The sequence below is a fragment of the Pseudoalteromonas sp. S3178 genome (assembly GCF_005886985.1).
In the GTDB taxonomy this organism is placed as follows: Bacteria; Pseudomonadota; Gammaproteobacteria; order Enterobacterales; family Alteromonadaceae; genus Pseudoalteromonas; species Pseudoalteromonas carrageenovora.
In genome coordinates, this window is record NZ_PNCW01000001.1 from 1 (window position 1) to 20,176 (window position 20,176).

Annotated in this window: 14 protein-coding genes; 10 read left to right on the forward strand and 4 right to left on the reverse strand. The window is 39.6% G+C overall.

Features of this window, described 5'->3' with window-relative positions; genetic code table 11:
* The first annotated feature begins 240 nt into the window (after nucleotides 1-240).
* The 3 genes from CWC11_RS00005 to CWC11_RS00015 all read left to right on the forward strand — a co-directional run bounded on the left by CWC11_RS00005 (nucleotide 241) and on the right by CWC11_RS00015 (nucleotide 3,070).
* A complete protein-coding gene (locus tag CWC11_RS00005) occupies nucleotides 241-798 on the forward strand; it encodes a hypothetical protein (RefSeq protein ID WP_138681080.1) in 558 nt (185 codons plus the stop codon).
* Between the two features lie 75 nt (nucleotides 799-873).
* Entirely contained in the window at nucleotides 874-2,547 is a 1,674-nt protein-coding gene (gene recN / locus CWC11_RS00010) for a DNA repair protein RecN (RefSeq protein ID WP_138681081.1), read from the forward strand.
* A gap of 199 nt (nucleotides 2,548-2,746) precedes the next feature.
* Nucleotides 2,747-3,070 carry a hypothetical protein gene (locus CWC11_RS00015; RefSeq protein WP_138681082.1) on the forward strand — a complete coding sequence of 108 codons (324 nt, stop codon included), beginning with the start codon at nucleotides 2,747-2,749 and terminating at the stop codon, nucleotides 3,068-3,070.
* A gap of 13 nt (nucleotides 3,071-3,083) precedes the next feature.
* Here CWC11_RS00015 and CWC11_RS00020 read toward each other — a convergent pair whose 3' ends face one another.
* The 3 genes from CWC11_RS00020 to gltB all read right to left on the reverse strand — a co-directional run bounded on the left by CWC11_RS00020 (nucleotide 3,084) and on the right by gltB (nucleotide 10,911).
* A complete protein-coding gene (locus CWC11_RS00020; RefSeq protein WP_249330624.1) occupies nucleotides 3,084-4,106 on the reverse strand; it encodes a GGDEF domain-containing protein in 1,023 nt (340 codons plus the stop codon).
* Nucleotides 4,107-5,028: 922 nt separating this feature from the next.
* Nucleotides 5,029-6,444, reverse strand: a complete 1,416-nt coding sequence (locus CWC11_RS00025) for a glutamate synthase small subunit GltD family protein (RefSeq protein ID WP_089347984.1) — start codon at nucleotides 6,442-6,444, stop codon at nucleotides 5,029-5,031.
* A 9-nt stretch (nucleotides 6,445-6,453) separates the two neighbouring features.
* Nucleotides 6,454-10,911 carry a glutamate synthase large subunit gene (gene gltB / locus CWC11_RS00030; RefSeq protein WP_138681083.1) on the reverse strand — a complete coding sequence of 1,486 codons (4,458 nt, stop codon included), beginning with the start codon at nucleotides 10,909-10,911 and terminating at the stop codon, nucleotides 6,454-6,456.
* Nucleotides 10,912-11,609: 698 nt separating this feature from the next.
* On the opposite strand from gltB, the gene CWC11_RS00035 reads away from it, so the two are divergent.
* The 6 genes from CWC11_RS00035 to CWC11_RS00060 all read left to right on the forward strand — a co-directional run bounded on the left by CWC11_RS00035 (nucleotide 11,610) and on the right by CWC11_RS00060 (nucleotide 18,868).
* Entirely contained in the window at nucleotides 11,610-12,863 is a 1,254-nt protein-coding gene (locus CWC11_RS00035; RefSeq protein ID WP_138681084.1) for an efflux RND transporter periplasmic adaptor subunit, read from the forward strand.
* Nucleotides 12,864-12,905: 42 nt separating this feature from the next.
* Entirely contained in the window at nucleotides 12,906-13,616 is a 711-nt protein-coding gene (locus CWC11_RS00040; RefSeq protein WP_138681085.1) for an ABC transporter ATP-binding protein, read from the forward strand.
* Between the two features lie 3 nt (nucleotides 13,617-13,619).
* Complete coding sequence (locus CWC11_RS00045; protein ID WP_138681086.1) at nucleotides 13,620-14,933, forward strand: ABC transporter permease; 1,314 nt, start codon at nucleotides 13,620-13,622, stop codon at nucleotides 14,931-14,933.
* A 12-nt stretch (nucleotides 14,934-14,945) separates the two neighbouring features.
* Nucleotides 14,946-16,154, forward strand: a complete 1,209-nt coding sequence (locus CWC11_RS00050) for an ABC transporter permease (protein ID WP_138681087.1) — start codon at nucleotides 14,946-14,948, stop codon at nucleotides 16,152-16,154.
* Between the two features lie 69 nt (nucleotides 16,155-16,223).
* Entirely contained in the window at nucleotides 16,224-17,555 is a 1,332-nt protein-coding gene (locus tag CWC11_RS00055; RefSeq protein WP_138681088.1) for a sigma-54-dependent transcriptional regulator, read from the forward strand.
* Nucleotides 17,555-18,868 (forward strand): sensor histidine kinase, encoded by a 1,314-nt coding sequence (locus CWC11_RS00060; protein WP_138681089.1) that lies wholly within the window; start codon nucleotides 17,555-17,557, stop codon nucleotides 18,866-18,868. The genes CWC11_RS00055 and CWC11_RS00060 overlap by 1 nt, the downstream gene beginning before the upstream one ends.
* An 89-nt stretch (nucleotides 18,869-18,957) precedes the next feature.
* Here CWC11_RS00060 and CWC11_RS00065 read toward each other — a convergent pair whose 3' ends face one another.
* On the reverse strand, nucleotides 18,958-19,296 hold the full coding sequence (locus tag CWC11_RS00065) for a Grx4 family monothiol glutaredoxin (protein ID WP_058548872.1): 339 nt from the start codon (nucleotides 19,294-19,296) through the stop codon (nucleotides 18,958-18,960).
* Between the two features lie 267 nt (nucleotides 19,297-19,563).
* Between CWC11_RS00065 and CWC11_RS00070 the strand changes: the two genes are divergently transcribed.
* Nucleotides 19,564-20,145 (forward strand): superoxide dismutase, encoded by a 582-nt coding sequence (locus CWC11_RS00070; protein ID WP_058549160.1) that lies wholly within the window; start codon nucleotides 19,564-19,566, stop codon nucleotides 20,143-20,145.
* Nucleotides 20,146-20,176 lie beyond the last annotated feature (31 nt).

Sequence of the window (20,176 nt, forward strand, 5' to 3'; positions counted from 1 at the left end):
CGATAAACTCTTTGTTGCCTACATGGATGTAGGTAAGGGGCGTGAGCAGGACGCGGAAGCTTTACTCGGTTTTTACTTAGCCCACTAGGTTACAAACCTCGCGCCGCGATTTAATCGCCCCTAGATTGAACAAATTTCAATCCGCAAAGATCAACACGCCCTAATCTTATTGCCAAATTTAGTACTATAGAGCAAAATATAGCGTCTAATAATAATCAACCTTCTTGGAACCAGATAGCAATGACTTATTTAGTATTCTTTGCTCTACTGCTGCTAATTACGCTTTTAGCAAGTTACTTAAAAATTGAGAGTAACCGTAAAAAAGCAATAGAAGCTAAAAAAAAGCTATTCAATGAACGTGTTTCCCATGTGAACACACGTCTTAAAACTAAATTGAACGAGCTACTTGATGCTAAAATAATTCGTCCAAAGTATATTCCTCGTATTCAAGCCATTTTAAGTAACTTTTTTGTAGTGCAACCACATACAGATGAAAACCTACAACAATTAGAAGATATTGCTGATTTACTTACCAATACGCTAACTAACGAGCTAATTAAAGTAAACCAAACAAATTTTATTCAACCTTTGATTGATAATATACAGTACTTTGTATCTGAATTACCTCAGCAAGGTATTTTGTATAATAAGAACTTTTATACAAATGCATTACCTGCACTTATTAGTAATATTAAAACCGACGATTTCTCACAACCTACTGATATAGCAGATGATACAGCTAATTCAACCCCATCAACTTCCGATCCTCAATTCACTCAAGATGCGAGTGTTGCTTAAATAATATAAAATTAATTTGCAAAAAACCAAAACACTGTATAAATTAACAGTTAATTGACTGGATGGATAAACAGTATGTTAATTGGTTTAGAAGTTAAAAATTTTGCAATCGTAAGTAATTTAAGCACTGAGTGGCGCAGCGGTATGACCGCAATAACAGGCGAAACAGGGGCTGGTAAATCTATTGCTATTGATGCTTTATCACTATGCTTAGGTGAGCGTGCAGAAGCCTCTGCTGTTCGCCCAGGCACTGATAAAGCTGAGGTATGTGCTCAATTTGATTTATCAGCATTGCCTCTGGCTCAATCATTTTTAGAACAGCACTTACTAAGCACTGCTGAAAATGAATGTTTATTGCGCCGTGTTGTTTGTAAAAATGGCCGTAGCAAAAGCTATATAAATGGCAGCGCGGTGACTGCGTCCCAATTAAAAGAGCTTGGCCAGTACTTAATTTCTATTCATGGGCAACATGCTCATCAACACTTACTAAAAGCAGAACACCAGTTACAGCTTTTAGATGCATATGCTGGCCACCACAATTTAGTTGAATCAGTAAATTTAAACTACAAGCAATTTGCTAGCCTACAAAAAGAATTTAAACATCTAGAGCAACAGCAGCAACAACAAGCTGCTCAAAAGCAATTATTAGAATACCAAGTTGCTGAACTCGATGAGTTTGCTTTACAAGAAGGTGAGTTTGAGCAAATAGAAGCTGAGCATTATAAGCTAAGTAATAGCCAAACAATTTTAGAATCTTGCCAGCGTGAGCTACAACATTTATATGAAAGTGATGAACAAAATGCGTGCTCTATGCTACAACACAGCGCTCAACAGTTTGCTCAACTTGCTCAGTATGATGAAAGTTTAGCAAGCGTCGCTGCATTACTCGATGAAGCAGCAGTACAAGTTGAAGAAGCGAGCCGGGAAGTAAGAAATTATACAGAGCAAGCAGATTTAGATCCCGCTCGTTTAACCGAAGTAGAAACGCGCTTAAGTGGCGCAATGGACCTAGCACGTAAGCACCATATAAAGCCCCAGCAACTTGTTGAGTTTCACCAGTCTATTTCCCAAGAACTAGAGTCTATTAGTAATAATTCGCAGCGTTTAGAACAGCTAGAATCTGAAATAGATAGCGCACTAATTGATTACAAACACTCTGCAGAACAGCTAAGTGAAAGCCGTTATAAATATGCCAACACACTTAATGTATTGATAAGTGAAAGTATGGCTAATTTATCAATGGAAAATGGTGTATTTGAAATAGCGCTAACACAGCAAAACGACCGTACACCAAATAACTTAGGCTTTGATAATGTATCGTTTTTAGTATCAACCAATCCAGGCCAACCTTTGCAACCTTTAGCTAAAGTAGCATCAGGTGGTGAGCTTTCCCGTATAAGCCTTGCTATACAAGTTATCATTGCGCAAAAGGTTACAACTCCAACCTTAATTTTTGATGAAGTAGATGTAGGTATATCGGGCCCTACTGCATCAGCGGTGGGTAAATTATTACGTCAACTAGGTAAATCTACCCAAGTTATATGTGTTACCCATTTGCCACAAGTAGCTAGCAGTGCACATCAGCAGTTTTTTGTCGCTAAAGAAATAGCCCAAGGCGAAACCTTCACGCATATGCTGCCTTTAAATAAAGATGGCAGAATAAACGAAATTGCACGGTTACTAGGCGGAGACAACGTGAGTAAAACAGCAAAAGCGAATGCTAAAGAGCTTATTATGGCGCACGGCTAACGTTTCTATGATGAATGCCAATTAGCGATACAGGTTAACCAATTAAAAATAACAAACTTGGCTTTCACTGCGTGATATAAAAAGTTGAGAAAATTAAGAACAATTGGCAGAACAACTAAACAAAGCTCATGATTTATTACCAATGAAATTATGATCACGATTGTTTATCTAAATAACAAACACACTAAAGGGTTACAATATGCAAAATACCTTAGTTGATTTTTGTATAGCTATTAGCTGGGCTTTATTAGTATTAAGCGCGTGCTTAGTACTGTTTAGTAAATATAAGCATACCGATTTTAAACAACGACTATTTAAGTTTTTAAATAGTGTTTTAGTTATCCATATAGCGACTATCACTTTTTATTTAACTCATTTTAAAGCTGATAGTTTAATGACTTTAAAGACTAATTTATGGGTGCTAATTGCATTACAGATTGCGTTAAATATCACGTGCTTTATGAGTGTAAAACGACGAAAAGCAAAAACAAGACCTTCATTAGATTCATTTTCTATGGATTAGGAATGCTTTAGATTTATGAAGAGCATGTTCTGTTTTTGCCTTGCTCTTTTGCTTCATAGAGTAGCTCATCTGCGAGTTTAATATCAGAGTCTATTGATCGCTCAATGCTTGCAGAAATAGCCCCAATACTTAGTGTTAAACGAGTACTATTTTCGAGGTGTTGCACTTCTGAATTTTTAAGTGAATTATGTATTTTTTCAGCTATTTGCATTCCATTTTCGAGGTTTGAGTCTGGAAGGATAATTAAAAATTCTTCACCGCCCCAACGTGAAGCAATTGCATTTTTAGGGATGTTTTTTTGAAATATTTTTGATAAATGAATAAGTGCTTTATCACCAAAATCATGACCAAATTCGTCATTAATTTTTTTAAAGTTATCTACATCTGCTAATAAAAGTACAAATGGAATGTTTGCTTCTTTTAACTCTTTTTTAAAAGTAGCTAGCTTATCCATGGTAAAGCGCCGATTGGGTAAATTAGTAAGTGGATCAATAGTCGCTAAGAGTTCATTTTTTTGGCTCAAAGCAATTATTTTACTATTGTACTTTTCTCTTGAGTATTCGTAATAACCACTGAGTAGTGCAACAATTATAAAAGAGAGCATAATCCTAAGTGGTAACTGTTCTGGGTTATAATCATAAATATTAAATCTATCAGCAAAATGGAACCCCAAAATAATAGCCAATAAAAATAATATTATATCAAATGTACCGCGTTTCAGTCCTCGTATTGAATAAGTAACAGGTGATACTATGAATATCCATATAGGCCCTGTACCTTCAACTCCTCCTGTAACGACTAAGTAAAACATAAGTGCATATAAATTATAAAGGATTGCACTAGCTGATCGTTCTAACCCTTTTACTGAACTAAATGCCCAAATATAAAAACACGCAGACACAATTAATGCGAACGACAGTAGAAAACTACTATTGATAAATGCAAGGCTCGACATCGAAAATGTAGCAATAAAGCCTATAGAAGAAAAAAATCGAACAATAAGTTTTCTTTCTGAATTGTTTGAATATTCGTACATAGTTCCTTTAAATCTTATGTATTTAAGCTAATTTATAAACAAAAAGTAATAAAATGGTAAACAAAAAGCGATTTTGTACTGCTTTAATCTTTTTATCAAGTTTTTAAATGCCCAACTCAACTTATGTCATTAGTAAAAAATACCGCCATATCTTCGCTTTACAGCATTCAGCGCTGACTTCTAACCCTACTTAAAACTCAAAATATAGACCTACAGTTTTAGGTTTTTTAAACTAAAACTATTTACCTTTCGAGATTAAATTAGCTCGAATTTTAAATACACTTAACCATGTTGTGAGGTTTGAATTCGAGTAGGTAGCTAATTACTCTGCGAACTATTTTGACTTTCGCCCACGCAAACGTCATCAAAGAACGCCTATAACCTTTCATTTTATCTACATGTTTGCAGGTAAGAAAGTGTACAAAATCACCTTATAACGCCCACAAAACAGCACCTATTTGTCTGTTAGGGCATATGCTTCCCAGTTAATTAAAATAACCACACTATATAAAGTCTGCCCAGTAAAGCACTAAACACAATGCAGCAAGTCCGAGCGTAAAGATGATCTGCCTTATCTAAAATAGAATTATACCAATTTGCTTAATTAAGTGTTCTATTTTGAGGCTGGAAAAAACTGTTGGTAACTAGGCAAAAAATTCGCTATTTAGTTGTTCTCGGCAATTGCTCCTGCATTGCTCTACCTTCTGCATCAATGCAGTCGTAAATGAAATTTTTTTAGCGCAGGTACTGACACGTTTAGCCCCGCTAAATGATTAAGTATTATTGCGAATTGGTATTACCATCTAGTAAAAACCCGTAGTTCCGTTGACCGTTTACACAAACCACATTGAACATTGTCTGCTTTAAACGAAAAAAGCAAGCCATTTGGCTTGCTTTTAAAATTATTTAGAAGAACAAATAACTAAACTTCTAAATAGTCCATGATGCCTTCAGCAGCGTTTCGCCCTTCAAAAATAGCCGTTACGACTAAATCAGAACCCCGCACTATATCGCCACCCGCAAATATTTTAGGATTAGTTGTTTGGTGTGTAAATTCACCTTGTTCTGGTGCGTTAATACCGCCCCAATGGTTAATTTCCACATCGTATTTTTCTAACCAATCCATTTTGTGTGGTTTAAAACCAAACGCCATAATAACTTGGTCAGCCTCAAGTACATGCTCTGAGCCTTGCACTACTTCTGCTCGGCTTCGGCCGTTTTCATCTGGCTCACCTAGTTGTGTTTTAACCATTTTAACACCAGCAACATGGCCATTATCGTCAAGTACAATACCTGTTGGCTGTACATTAAACGTAAAATTTACACCCTCTTCTTTGGCGTTTTTAACTTCACGTTTAGAGCCTGGCATATTCTCTTCATCACGACGGTACGCACAGGTTACTTTAGCTGCGTTTTGGCGAATAGAAGTACGTACACAGTCCATCGCGGTATCACCACCACCTAGCACTACAACCTTTTGATTGGCCATATCAATGCACGCTTGATTTTTTTCGTCGTAACCCATTACACGGTTAGTATTGCCGATTAAAAATGGGAGTGCATCGTGCACGCCTGGTGCATCTTCATTTTCAAGGCCAGCACGCATACTTTGATACGTACCTACACCTAAAAATACCGCGTCGTAGTCAGCTAAAATTTCGTCCATGGTGATATCTACACCCACTTCAACGTTTAGCTTAAATTCCACACCCATTTCGGTGAAAATTTCACGACGTTTTTGCATTACTTCTTTCTCAAGTTTGAAAGAAGGAATACCAAAAGTAAGTAAGCCGCCAATTTCAGGATGACGGTCAAAAACCACTGGTTTTACACCGTTACGCACTAAAATATCAGCACAGCCCAAACCAGCCGGTCCCGCGCCAATAATAGCCACTTTTTTATCCGTCCATGTCACGTATGACATGTCTGGTTTCCAGCCCATTTTAAATGCCGTATCGGTAATATACTTTTCAATGTTACCAATGGTTACTGCACCAAACTCTTCATCAAGCGTACATGACCCTTCACACAGTCTGTCTTGTGGGCAAACACGTCCACATACCTCTGGCAAACTGTTTGTACGGTGAGAAAGCTCAGCCGCTTCTAAAATGCGGCCTGTTCTAATTAACTTTAACCACTGAGGAATGTAGTTATGCACTGGGCATTTCCATTCACAGTACGGGTTACCACAATCTAAACAACGGTCAGCTTGTGAGTTCACCTGATTCTCTGAAAAGGGTTCGTAAATTTCCACGAAAGATTTTTTACGCGACGAGATTGGTTTTTTGCGCGGATCTACGCGCTGCACGTCTATAAATTGATATACATTTTCGCTCATACTGCCCCCTTATTGCGCTTGAACACGAAGTTCTGCGCTACTGCGAGCGCGATGCCCGAGTAAACTTTTTACATCACTTGATTTTGGTTTAACTAGCTTGAACATAGGTAAATACAATTCAAAGTTAGCTAAAATGGTTTCTGCACGGCACGAGCCAGTAAGCTCTAAATGTTCAGCAATTAAGCCGCGTAAATGTTCTTGGTGCGAACTTAAATCATCAAGTGTTACGACTTCAACTAGCTCTGGGTTAATACGTTTTTCAAAGTCATTTCGCTCATCTAAAATATAAGCAAAACCACCTGTCATACCCGCGCCAAAGTTAACGCCAATATTACCAAGTACACAAACAACTCCGCCGGTCATGTATTCACAGCCATTGTCGCCTACGCCTTCTACAACCGCTTGTACACCTGAGTTACGAACAGCAAAACGCTCGCCTGCACAGCCTGCAGCAAATAATTTACCGCCCGTAGCGCCGTACAAACATGTGTTGCCTGCAATAGTCGCTTTATGGCTTTCAAACGATGAACCCAGTGGTGGACGAATAACGAGCTTACCGCCAGCCATGCCTTTACCCACGTAGTCGTTTGCATCGCCTATTAACGTCATTTCTAGGCCACCGGCATTCCAAACACCAAATGATTGCCCTGCAGTACCGTGTAGCTCAATTGCAACAGGGTCAGCAGCCATACCTTGGTTACCATGTTTAGATGCAATATAGCCAGATAACATAGCCCCTACTGAGCGATCTGTATTACATATACGACTCACAAGCGAAATACCTGATGATGTATCAATTGCTTGTTGTGCTTTACCTAATAACGTTTCGTTTAACTCACCTAAATAATGGGAGCTATTTGGTGCGCTACAAAATAATGTTTCGCCCGTTGGGTTATTAGGCTGAGCAATCACAGATGATAAATCTATTTTCTTTTGCTTAGCTGTTTTACCTTCAATCGCTTCAAGTAAATCTAAACGACCGATTAAATCAGTTAAGTTTGCAACACCTAAGCTTGCCATGATCTCGCGTGCTTCTTGCGCTATAAACTTAAAGTAATTCATCGCCATTTCTGGTAAGCCATGGTAGTGCTTTTGACGTAGCGTTTCGTCTTGTGTTGCAACACCGGTCGCACAGTTATTTAAGTGACAAATCCTAAGGTATTTACAACCAAGCGCCACCATTGGGCCGGTACCAAAGCCAAAGCTTTCTGCACCTAAAATAGCCGCTTTAATGATGTCTAAACCTGTTTTTAAGCCGCCATCTGTTTGCAGACGAATACGATGACGAAGGCCATTTTCAACAAGTGCTTGTTGAGTTTCAGCAAGGCCAAGCTCCCATGGGCTACCTGCATATTTTACAGACGTAAGCGGGCTTGCGCCTGTGCCGCCGTCGTAACCCGAAATTGTAATTAAATCAGCGTATGCTTTAGCTACACCTGTAGCAATTGTGCCCACGCCAGGTTCTGACACTAACTTAACCGAAATCATCGCTTCAGGATTTACTTGTTTTAAATCGAATATTAGCTGAGCTAAATCCTCAATCGAGTAAATGTCGTGATGCGGTGGTGGTGATATTAGTGTTACACCCGGAACTGAATAACGAAGTTTAGCAATATAAGGCGTTACTTTTTCACCCGGTAGTTGTCCACCTTCACCAGGCTTAGCACCCTGCGCCACTTTGATTTGAATTACATCAGCATTACGAAGGTAATGCGGCGTTACACCAAATCGTCCAGAAGCAACTTGCTTAATTCGTGAGTTTTTCTCAGTGCCAAAACGTAATTTATCTTCACCGCCTTCACCAGAGTTTGAACAACCACCTAAGCGGTTCATCGCAATAGCTAACGCTTCATGCGCTTCTGGTGAGAGTGCACCAATACTCATTGCTGCTGAATCAAAACGTTTATATAGGTTTTCAGCTGGCTCTACATCGTCAACACTAATGCCTTTTTCAGGTAATTTAAGCGCTAACATGTCGCGCAAAGTAGCAATTGGACGATTATTAACTAAATTTGCGTAAGCGCCGTAGTCTTTGTAATCTCCTGAGCGTACCGCTTTTTGCAGCGTTTGAATAACATCTGGGTTATAAGCATGGTACTCACCACCGTGCACGTATTTTAATAAGCCACCATGGCTTAGTAGCTTGCGCTTACTAAAGGCCAGTTTATGAAGCTTTTGCTGATCACTATCAAAATCACTAAAACACGCACCTTTAATACGACTTGCAACACCTTTAAAGCACATATCTACCATAGAGTCAGATAAACCAACCGCTTCAAAAAGCATTGAACAACGATACGATGCAACTGTACTTATGCCCATTTTAGACATTATTTTGTATAAGCCTTTATTAATGGCTTTACGGTATGAAAGTGTTACTTCGCAGTACGATTTTTCAATCACTTTACTGTCGCTCATCGCAACAAGTGACTCGTACGCAAGGTATGGGTAAATCGCTGTTGCGCCAAAGCCAAGTAGTACGGCAAATTGGTGTGCATCGCGAACACTACCCGTTTCAATGATAATGTTAGATTCGCAGCGAAGATTTGTATCTACAAGGCGCTTTTGTACTGCACCTACCGCCATAGCAGCAGGAACTGGTAAACTTGTTTCGCTAAAATTACGGTCAGTCAATATAAGCATGACACAACCCGCTGCGGCTTTTTCTTGTGCAGAATCACAAATTCGCGCCACTGCCTTTTCTAAGCCCTCTTCAGCTGTATAAGTAATATCTATTTTACAGTAGCTGTAGTGCTCGTCATCAGCATTAAGTAGTTGCTGCATGTCTGCGTACATTAAAATAGGCGTATCGAACTGTAAGCGCTTAGCGTGGCCTGTTGTTTCGTTAAATACATTTTGCTCACTACCAATACAAGTAGCAAGTGACATTACATGGTTTTCACGTAGCGGATCGATAGGCGGATTGGTTACTTGAGCAAACTTTTGACGGAAGTAATCGTAAAGTGAACGATGCCCTTCACTTAACACAGCAAATGGCGTGTCATCGCCCATTGAGCCTGTCGCTTCTTGGCCGTTTTCACCCATTACACGAATAACACTATCGAGCTCTTCATTTGTGTAGCCAAACATTTTTTGGTACTTCGCAAGCGTTTCGTCATCAAATGAGCGATTACCCGCATCTTGCTCAGTAAGCTCTTCAAATGGTGTTAAACGCTTAACGTTTTCTTCAAGCCATGACTTATAAGGGTGGCGTGATTTTAAATCTTGATCGATTTCATCTGAGTGCCAAATTTTGCCAAGCTTTGTATCAATTACTAATAATTCACCTGGTCCAACACGGCCTTTTTCGACTACTTCATCGGCAGTGTAATCCCAAATGCCCACTTCTGATGCGAGTGTGATAAAACCATCTTGTGTAATAACATAGCGCGCTGGGCGAAGGCCATTACGGTCAAGGTTACATGCTGCAAAGCGACCATCGGACATTACAATACCCGCTGGGCCATCCCATGGTTCCATGTGCATGGAGTTAAAGTCATAGAATGCGCGCAAATCATCATCCATTGCACGGTTTTTTTGCCATGCAGGCGGCACTAGCATGCGCATAGCACGGAATAAATCCATACCACCGGCTAAAAACAGCTCAAGCATGTTATCTAAGCTTGATGAATCAGAGCCAGTTTCGTTTACAAATGGCGCTGCGCTTTGTAAATCAGGAATAAGTGGCGATGAAAACTTATACGAGCGAGCTCGTGCCCATTGACGGTTACCTTCAATGGTGTTTATTTCACCATTATGCGCTAAATACCTAAACGGTTGCGCTAAAGGCCAACGCGGCTGAGTATTGGTAGAAAAACGCTGATGGAAAACACAAATAGCGCTAGTCATACGAATGTCGGCTAAATCTAAATAAAAGTTAGGCAAATCTGCAGGCATCATAAGGCCTTTATAGATAGTGACTAACCCAGATAAACTTGCAATATAAAATGACTCATCTTGCGCTAAACGCTTTTCTGCACGACGACGTGCTACATACAAACGGCGTTCTAAATCTTTAGAGCGCCAGCCTTCAGGCGCACTAACAAAAATTTGTTCAAAACCAGGTAACTGCTGGGTAGCAATAGGACCTAGCATTGAAGGGTCGGTTGGCACTTCACGCCAGCCTAGTATTTTAAGTGTTTCTTGTTCTAATTCTTCACATAAAACCTGTTTTGCAGCTTGTGCTAAAACGGGATCTGAATTTAAGAAAACCATGCCTACGGCGTAATTTTTACCTAAGTGCCAATTATGTTCACTGGCAATAGCACGGAAAAAACTGTCAGGCTTTTGCAGTAATAAACCACAGCCGTCACCAGTTTTACCATCGGCAGAAATACCACCGCGGTGTTGCATGCGATCAAGTCCAGTTATAGCTGTACGTATAAGCCTATGACTAGCCTGACCATTAACTTGGGCTATTAAGCCAAAGCCACAATTATCTTTTTCTAATTTTGAGTCGTATAACATAGACCCCTCCCCTTGCTGCACTGTTAACGTGAATGAACTGCTCGACGATTTGCTAACAGACGCACAAAACTAGCCTCTATAGTAAATAGAGTCAATATTATTTTGAATACATATTCACATTCTTGAATATTTCTCACTTCAAGGCAAGATATCTTTTTTACTTATAAGTTTTAACAATTAGCGGTTATTTGACCGTTATTTTTTTATGACACTGGTGTCAAGTTTAACATTTTGTAAAAACAAAGGACCCAAACAGTTACACCTTACGTAAACGTAAACAAGTGCTGCGCTGAATAAGTATTCACTCCCGTGCCTGTAATTCAGTTAACATTTAGATAGTTTTGTGCTGTTTCTTAATTTTAGTGGCTTAAACTCTTCATTATTGGAGCTCATGAGTATAGTTATGAAAATTCAGCACCTTTTTTGTACATTGTTAGTGAATTTTTATCTAACATTGTGTCCGCAGCGGACACATAAACTGTCCGCGGACATAGATATTAAAGTCTAAAAAATAAAAAACATTAAATATCAGTAACCTAAGAGTTGGCATGCTAATCGTATAGCCTTATACATAATCGCTAATTGGAATTACTATGTTTACTCTAAGCTTATTTTTACTCTCTCCTATTGCAGCTATTTGCACAGCAGCTTTGTTACTGCTGTGCGAAAAATATATAAAAGCAATATAGGAGAGCAAGATGATTAAAGATACTAGCGCACAAGACGTACAGGTAAAAGCGCCTGTAAATTATTTAAAACACGCCTTAGTCGCTGTAATTGTTTTAATTATAACCTCTATAACCGCTTATATTTTTTTAACAAGCCATAGCGCAAAAAGCTCTATTAGTCGCTCAAAAGTACAAATTGCTAAGGTACATATTAAAACACTTATTCGAGACATTGCCGCCAGTGGTAAAATTGTTGCTGCAAATGCCCCTCAAGTGTATAGCCCAGAGCGTGGATTTATAGATTTAAAAGTAAAAGCAGGCGATACCGTAAAGCAAGGCGATATACTTGCTCTATTGCAGAGCCCCGAGTTAACAAACGAATTAAAACAGCAAGAGTCTGTACTTGAAAGGCTCAAAAGCGAGCAACAAAGAAAACATTTGCAAGCAAGGCGCCAAACGCTCACCTTAAATAAAACACTTGATATGGCGAACGTTGAACTAAATGCCGCTGAACGCGAAAACCGTCGCGCACAATTATCAATACAAAAACACTTGATTAGCCAAATTGACCTTGAAAAAGCCGTTGATGATTTATCTCGAGCAAAGCTGACATATAAACACGCGCAACAAGAAGTGCACCTTGCTAAAGATACGCTCGCCTTTGAGCTACAAGCAGCTAAAAGTGATGTGACCCACCAACAACTTATTGTTAACGATTTAATCAGAAAAGTAAGCAACCTATCTATTAAGGCTTCCGTTACAGGGATCGTGGGTAACCTGTTAGTGCAACAAAAAGCCGCAGTCACGCAAAGCCAACCTCTTATGACACTCGTCGACTTAAGTAATTTTGAAGCAGAGCTTCAAGTACCTGAAAGTTACGCGAACGAATTAGGGCTCGGTATGAAAGTAGAGCTTAAGTTGGGCAGTGAAATAGTAATGGGAAATTTGTCCGCCATATCACCAGAAGTTAATAATCGTGAAGTAACAGCACGCGTTCGATTTAAAGGTGGTACTAACAACATTCGTCAGAACCAACGCTTAACTGCACGCATTTTACTCGACAACCGAGAAGATGTATTACAGATAAAACGCGGCGCATTTATGCAGCAAGGCGGAATTGTTGCCTATAAGGTCGATGGCAATATCGCAAAGCGCATACCTATTACAATAGGTGCCACCAGCATTAATGCCGTTGAGCTATTGAGCGGACTAAAAGAAAACGATGAAATTATTATTTCAAGCTACAGCGACTTTAAACAAGCCGACACGATTTTATTGAATTAAACAGACGTTCTCAGCCAACGCTAAAAATAATTAGGAACAACCATGTTACAAATGAACAATGTAAGTAAAGTATACCAAACAGAAATGGTGCAAACCCATGCGCTTCGAGATTTCAATTTGCAAGTAAACGAAGGCGAATTTATTGCTGTTACCGGTCCTAGTGGCTCAGGCAAAACAACCTTTTTAAATATTGCAGGTATGCTCGAGCCTTTTAACGATGGTCAATATCTGTTAGATGGCGTTAATGTTGGCAGCCTAAACGACAACCAACGTGCTGATTTGCGTAATCAAAAAATTGGTTTTATATTCCAAGGCTTTAATTTAATTCCCGATTTGAACTTGTATGAAAACATAGAAGTTCCTCTTCGTTACCGAGGGATTAAAGCAAATGAGCGAAAACGTCGAATTGAGCAATGCCTTGAGCAAGTTGGCTTAGCATCTCGCGCTAAACATTTACCTCAACAACTCTCTGGTGGTCAGCAACAACGTGTAGCAATTGCCCGTGCGCTTGCAGGCGAGCCGCGTTTTTTACTTGCTGATGAACCAACAGGTAACCTTGACAGCTTAATGGCACGCCAAGTAATGGAGTTACTTGAGCAAATAAATCGCGATGGTGCCACTATTATCATGGTGACGCACGATAGCGAATTAGCCCGCCGCGCTCCGCGCAATATTCAAGTAGTTGATGGGCAACTTGCCGACTTTACGCTTTACCAAGGTGCGCAAAACATTAAAACAGCATCGGGGGTTTAACTAATGTTTATTCATTATTTAGATTTAAGTTGGCGCAGCTTCAAGCGCACCCCACTGGTTAGCTTTTTGATGGTACTTGCCATTGCGATAGGTATTGGCATAACAATGACCAGCCTAAGTGTTTACCACATGATGTCGGCCGATCCTATCCCGGAAAAAAGCAGCCAACTTTACAGTGTGCAATTACAAACAATGGACGACGGTAGTACGTGGCGGACAGAAGATAACGTGCCGCTACAACTCACCTATCAAGATGCAGAGAACTTATTAAAGACACCCTCTTTAGATAGGAAAGTGGCCATGATGCGTACCGGCTTTTCGGTTTATTTAGACTCTGACAAAATAAAACCTTTTATAGGCAGTGCCCGCATGACAACGCCAGACTTTTTTAGCATGTTTAATTTGTCATTTTTATATGGCGGAACGTGGAGCACAGAGCAAGAAAATTCAGCCGCACCCGTTGTAGTTATTACACAAGAGCTAAACGACAAGCTATTTGCAGGAAAAAACTCCGTTGGAGAACTAATTTACTTAGATGATGCAAGCTATCAAGTAGTTGGCGTTGTTAAGCACTGGCCTCTGAATATTAAATATTATGATTTAAATAACGGCGCATTTAATCAAGCCGAAGATTTATTTATGCCTTTTAGTTTAATTAAAGCAAAAGAGCTCGTTAGTTGGGGTAATAGCAATGGTTGGAAGCACGAAAACACGCCAACCTTTGCAGATAAACTGCAATCGGAGCAAGTATGGATCCAGTTTTGGGCAGAGCTAAATACGCTAGAGCAGAAACAAGCCTATCAAAATTACTTATTAGCCTACATGCAAGAACAACAAAAGCGTGGTCGATTTAATCGTAAACAACTGGAGTATAAACTTCGCGATGTAAACCAATGGATGCAGTACAACAATGTCGTCACCGAAGACAATAAAATTTTAGTTGGCTTGAGCTTTATGTTTTTAGGTGTCTGCTTAGCCAATATTTTAGGATTACTTTTAGCCAAATTTTTACGCCGAGCACCAGAGGTCGGTGTAAGGCGCGCATTAGGTGCAAGTAAAAGGCAGATATTTTTACAGCACTTAGTTGAGGTCGCCATGCTTGGTTTTATAGGTGGCCTACTTGGAATTGTAATAGCACAACTTGGCTTAATGGGCGTAGGGCAAAGCTACGACTACTATGAAAACTTAGCGACTATGGATTTAACCATGCTATTGAGCGCCCCATTAATTGCAATTACAACCTGTATTTTTGCTGGTTTGTACCCTGCTTGGTTAGTGTGCAAAACCAATCCTGCTATTTATCTGAAGAGCCAGTAAGGGAATACCACAATGTTAGAAATAAAACCTATATTTAATGCCTTATGTCGCTCAAAGGTAGGCGCTGTTTTACTGCTAATTCAAATTGCAATCACCACGGCAATTGTCAGTAATGCTGCATTTATTATTCAAGATAGAATTAGCTATTTAAACCAAGAAACAGGCTACCCTGAGCAAGATATATTTAAGTTTAATGTAATGACTTTTGGAAAGGATATTAACTTAAGTCAACAATTTGAGCTTGATGAAACCATGATCAGAGAAATGCCAGGCGTAGTCGATGCAGCGCTAAGCAGTAGCATCCCGCTATCCGGCGGTGGTAGTGCCTCTAGTTTTAATTTAAAACCAGCTCCTCAAGAAGGCCTAAGTGTAAGAACCGCTTATTTCTTTATAGACGACCACGCAATTAATACCTACGGCGTTAACTTAATTGCTGGGCGAAATTTTACCGAAGATGAAGTGCTTGTAACAAATGAAATTACGCAAGAGCGCACCAATGTCACTATAGTCACTAAAGCCCTACTTAATGAGCTATATCCTGAGGGAAATGGTTTAGGGGAAATAGTTTATTTTGGCGACATACCACTTAAAATTATTGGCGTTATTGAAAAGATGAAAGGCCCGTGGCTTAAAGACAGTAAACCCGATAATCTTGCGTTTATTCCTTATATTAAAGCAGCAAGCTATGCACAAGTAGCCGTTCGTACAGAGCCTGGTCAGCGAGCCACTGTCATGAAAGAAATAGAAAATGCCATGCTCGAAAATTACAGTAAGCGCGTTATTAACAATATTAAGGGGCTTGATGAATTAAAAAATGAGTACACAGCTCAAGATCGTCTCATGATGCGCATGCTCATCGTATTAATCACTATTTTAGTACTCATAACCGCGTTAGGTATTTTTGGCTTAACCTTATTTAATATTAGCAAACGCACTAAACAAATTGGTACACGCAGAGCACTTGGCGCAAGAAAGTCGGCCATCGTTAGCTATTTTTTAGTAGAAAATGCATTAATTTGTAGCATGGGTTTAGCTTTAGGCATAGTAACAGCACTACTGCTTGGGAAAATGTTAATGCAGTATTTTTCTGTCGCCGCGCTACCGCCAAGTTATATAGCAAGCACTGCTATAGCTGTATTTTTAATGAGCTTACTTGCTGTATTAGCGCCAGCCAAACGCGCAGCTAATATTTCGCCAAGTATCGCAACTCGCACTATTTAATAATACGCAAACCACTATGCTACACTGCTTATTAGGCAGTGTAGCCTTTAAAAATTATAAAAATAACCTATGACTCATAAAATACTCATTGTTGATGATAACCAAGCAGTACTCGACGCACTTTCATTATTGCTCGAGATCCATGATTTTTCTGTAGTGACTGCAACAAACCCGTTTGATGCTCTGCAAATAGTACGTTATCAACGAATTGAACTTGTAATTCAAGACATGAACTTTAGCAGCGACACTACCTCTGGCGAAGAAGGCAAAACGCTGTTTTATGAACTACGAGAAATAAACCCATATCTTCCTATTATATTAATTACAGCCTGGACCGAACTTACCACCGCTATTGAGCTTGTAAAAGCCGGTGCTGCCGATTACCTACCAAAACCCTGGGATGATACAAAGTTACTTGTTTGTATTAATAACCTGATAGAGCTAGGCAGTGCTAATAAAATAATTGCTATACATAATCGTCATCAACAAGAACGAGACACTACATTTAAAAACGCAGACCTTGCGGGGCTAATATTTAAAAGCACTGCCATGGAGCGGCTAGTCACTATGGCGCTACAAGTAGCTAAATCTGATATATCTGCATTAATTACGGGCCCTAACGGGAGCGGAAAAGAGTGCATTGCGCATATCATTCAAAAAAACTCCCCGCTTGTATCGCTGCCTTTTATTAAGGTAAACGCAGGTGCACTGCCACAAGAACTTATAGAGGCCGAACTTTTTGGCGCAGAAGCTGGCGCTTATACAGGAATTACTAAGCAACGTATTGGTCGATTTGAAGCAGCTGATGGCGGTACGTTATTTTTAGATGAGATTGGTAATTTACCGCTCTCTGGGCAAATTAAATTACTGCGCGTACTACAAACGGGTGAGTTTGAACGTTTAGGCTCAACACTAACACGCAAGGTAAATGTGCGAGTTATCTCTGCGACTAATGAAAACCTGCTACAAGCAATTCAACAAGGTCGATTTAGGGAGGACTTATATTATCGCCTTAACGTAATTGAGCTCAATGTGCCTGCGCTTAGCGAAAGGCAAGATGATATTTTAGCGCTTATTAGGCACTTTTTACCTCACCGAGAACTGACTATAGATACAGAGCATGTACTTAAACACTATAAATGGCCTGGTAATGTTCGAGAACTAGAAAATGCCTGTAAACGTGTAGCGGTACTAAAGCCTACAGGTATACTTTCAGCAAATGACTTTGCACTTTCGTCATCTGCTATTACACTGCAAAGCATAAAAGTTGAACCTAATAAGCAAGAAATAGAACACGCAATACGCGCTCATCAAGGTGTTATAGCCAAAGTTGCCCGTGAATTTGGCTTAAGCCGACAAGCACTTTACAGACGATTACAAAAGATGGGCATTGATTATTAATGCCAAGTATTATTAGTAACTTTACCCTAAGCCAAAAAATTGTCTTAATCTGCGGCGTTAGTAGCGCGCTCCCTGTATTTATTATTGCCACGCTAAGTGGTTTAGATATGTATTACACTCTGTTTTTAATACTGTTAACGCTTGCATTTAGCATCCTGCTTTCAAGAACCCTCACCAAGCCAATTAAGCTTGGCATGCAATCGCTCGAAACCGGGTTACTTAACTTTAAAGATGGCGAACTCTCTAGCTTACTAGCGTATAAAAGTAATGATGAACTTGGGAAACTATGCCAACTATATAATCAAACTGCTAAGCAACTACGCCAAGAAAAACAGTGGATTTACCAGCGCGAGCTAATGCTCGATAAAGTATTACAAAGCTCACCCCAAGCGTTGCTCCTGGTTAATGACAATAGCACTGTGGTATTTAGCAACTTAATTAGCCGTAGTTTATTTAATAGTGCAACTAGGCTTGAGGGTATGCGGTTGAGTAAGTTACTCGAAAATTCGCCACTGCAATTAGTAGCAGCTATAGAGCACGGTATTGATGGCCTCTTTAATATAGAAATAGAGAATCAAGACTCACAAACTTGGCATTTAGCCACTGGAGAATTCTTACTCAATAATCAAAAGCATCATTTATATATATTTAAACAGCTAACCCGCGAGCTTAGCCGCCAAGAAGTTGCCGTGTGGAAAAAAGTAATTCGCATTATTAGTCATGAATTAAACAACTCACTCGGTCCTATGTCATCTATGCTACACAGTGCACAATTGCTCGCAAACAAAGTGGACGAACCTCGTCTTGCCCGTGTATTTACAACTATTGATGAGCGAATTAACCATTTAACTGAGTTTGTACAGGGCTATGGCAAATTTGCTAAATTACCTCAGCCACAAAAAACATGCATTAACTGGCAAAACACACTTAATAATTTAAAAAATCACTGGCAATTTAGCTATGAAATTAAAAATTCTCCCAATCAATTGCAAGCAGACCAAGCACAGATTGAACAACTACTCATTAACCTATTAAAAAATGCGCATGAATCAGGCTCTAACATCAACGAGATCTATATTCAGGTCGAATTTGTAACGCAAGCGTGTGTAATTAATGTAAGTGACAGCGGTAAAGGAATGAGCGAGCAAGTAATGGCAAATGCTTTAGTCCCTTTCTATTCAACAAAAAGCAACGGGAGCGGTTTAGGGTTAGCCCTGTGCAGAGAAATAGCAGAAGCGCACCAAGGGCATATAAGTTTACATAATAAAATAGAGGGCGGCTTAAACGTGCAAATAAGCCTTCCCTACTCATAATTTTTATGGCTTGCAAAACAACAAAGCCACTTAAAAAGTGGCTTTGTGTTTAAAGAGCTTGATAACCTGATTGCAGGTCAAGTATTAAATTACTCTGCGTCAGCTTCTTTATATTTAGCTGCAGTTTCTGCAACTAGCGGCTGTAACTCACCGCGTTGAAACATTTCGATGATAATGTCACAACCACCTACTAACTCGCCTTCTACCCATAGTTGTGGGAACGTAGGCCAATTTGCGTATGCTGGAAGTTCAGCACGAATGTCTGGATTAAGTAAAATATCAACATATGCAAATGGTTCGCCACACGACATTAGAGCTTGTGACGCTTGTGAAGAAAAACCACAATTTGGTAATTTAGGTGACCCTTTCATGTAAAGGATTATTGGGTTTTCTGAAATCTGCTGTTTAATTTTATCAATGGTTTCCATCTACAACCTCAAAATGACGATAGCTGAATATACCCAGGCCTTGAAAATAAATCATTGTGACCACAGATATATAACTTAAAATGGGCAAATAAAGCCGCAATTGAAATAGTCTTTAGCAATAGCATTGCTGTTTGCTAAAACTTGAGTAAAATACTCAACAATTATAGTAACACTATATTCCCGGTTGGTATAGGTAAGTGGCCTGTTTGTACAGGCATTACGTATAACCAAACGGATTATCAACCAAAAGAAGATGGAGATAGAAAAATGGCATTTGAACTACCGTCACTACCATATGCAATCGATGCACTTGAGCCACATATTTCAAAAGAAACTCTAGAGTTTCACCACGGTAAACACCATAACACTTATGTTGTTAAACTTAATGGTTTAATTCCTGGTACTGAGTTTGAAAACAAATCTCTAGAAGAAATCGTATGTTCTTCAGAGGGCGGCGTATTTAACAACGCAGCACAAATCTGGAACCACACTTTCTACTGGAACAGCCTATCTCCAAATGGCGGCGGCGAGCCAACTGGCGCAGTTGCTGATGCAATCAACGCTAAATGGGGCTCTTTTGATGCGTTTAAAGATGCATTAAATGATAAAGCAGTTAATAACTTCGGTTCTAGCTGGACTTGGTTAGTTAAACTTGCTGATGGTTCACTAGACATCGTAAATACGTCTAACGCAGCGACTCCGTTAACAGATGAAGGTGTTACTCCAATCCTAACTGTGGATTTATGGGAACATGCTTACTACATCGATTACCGTAACGTGCGTCCAGATTACCTTAAAGGTTTCTGGTCACTAGTTAACTGGGAATTTGCAAACGCAAACTTCGCTTAATTAGCGCTTTTAGCTAATTTAAAAAGACGCT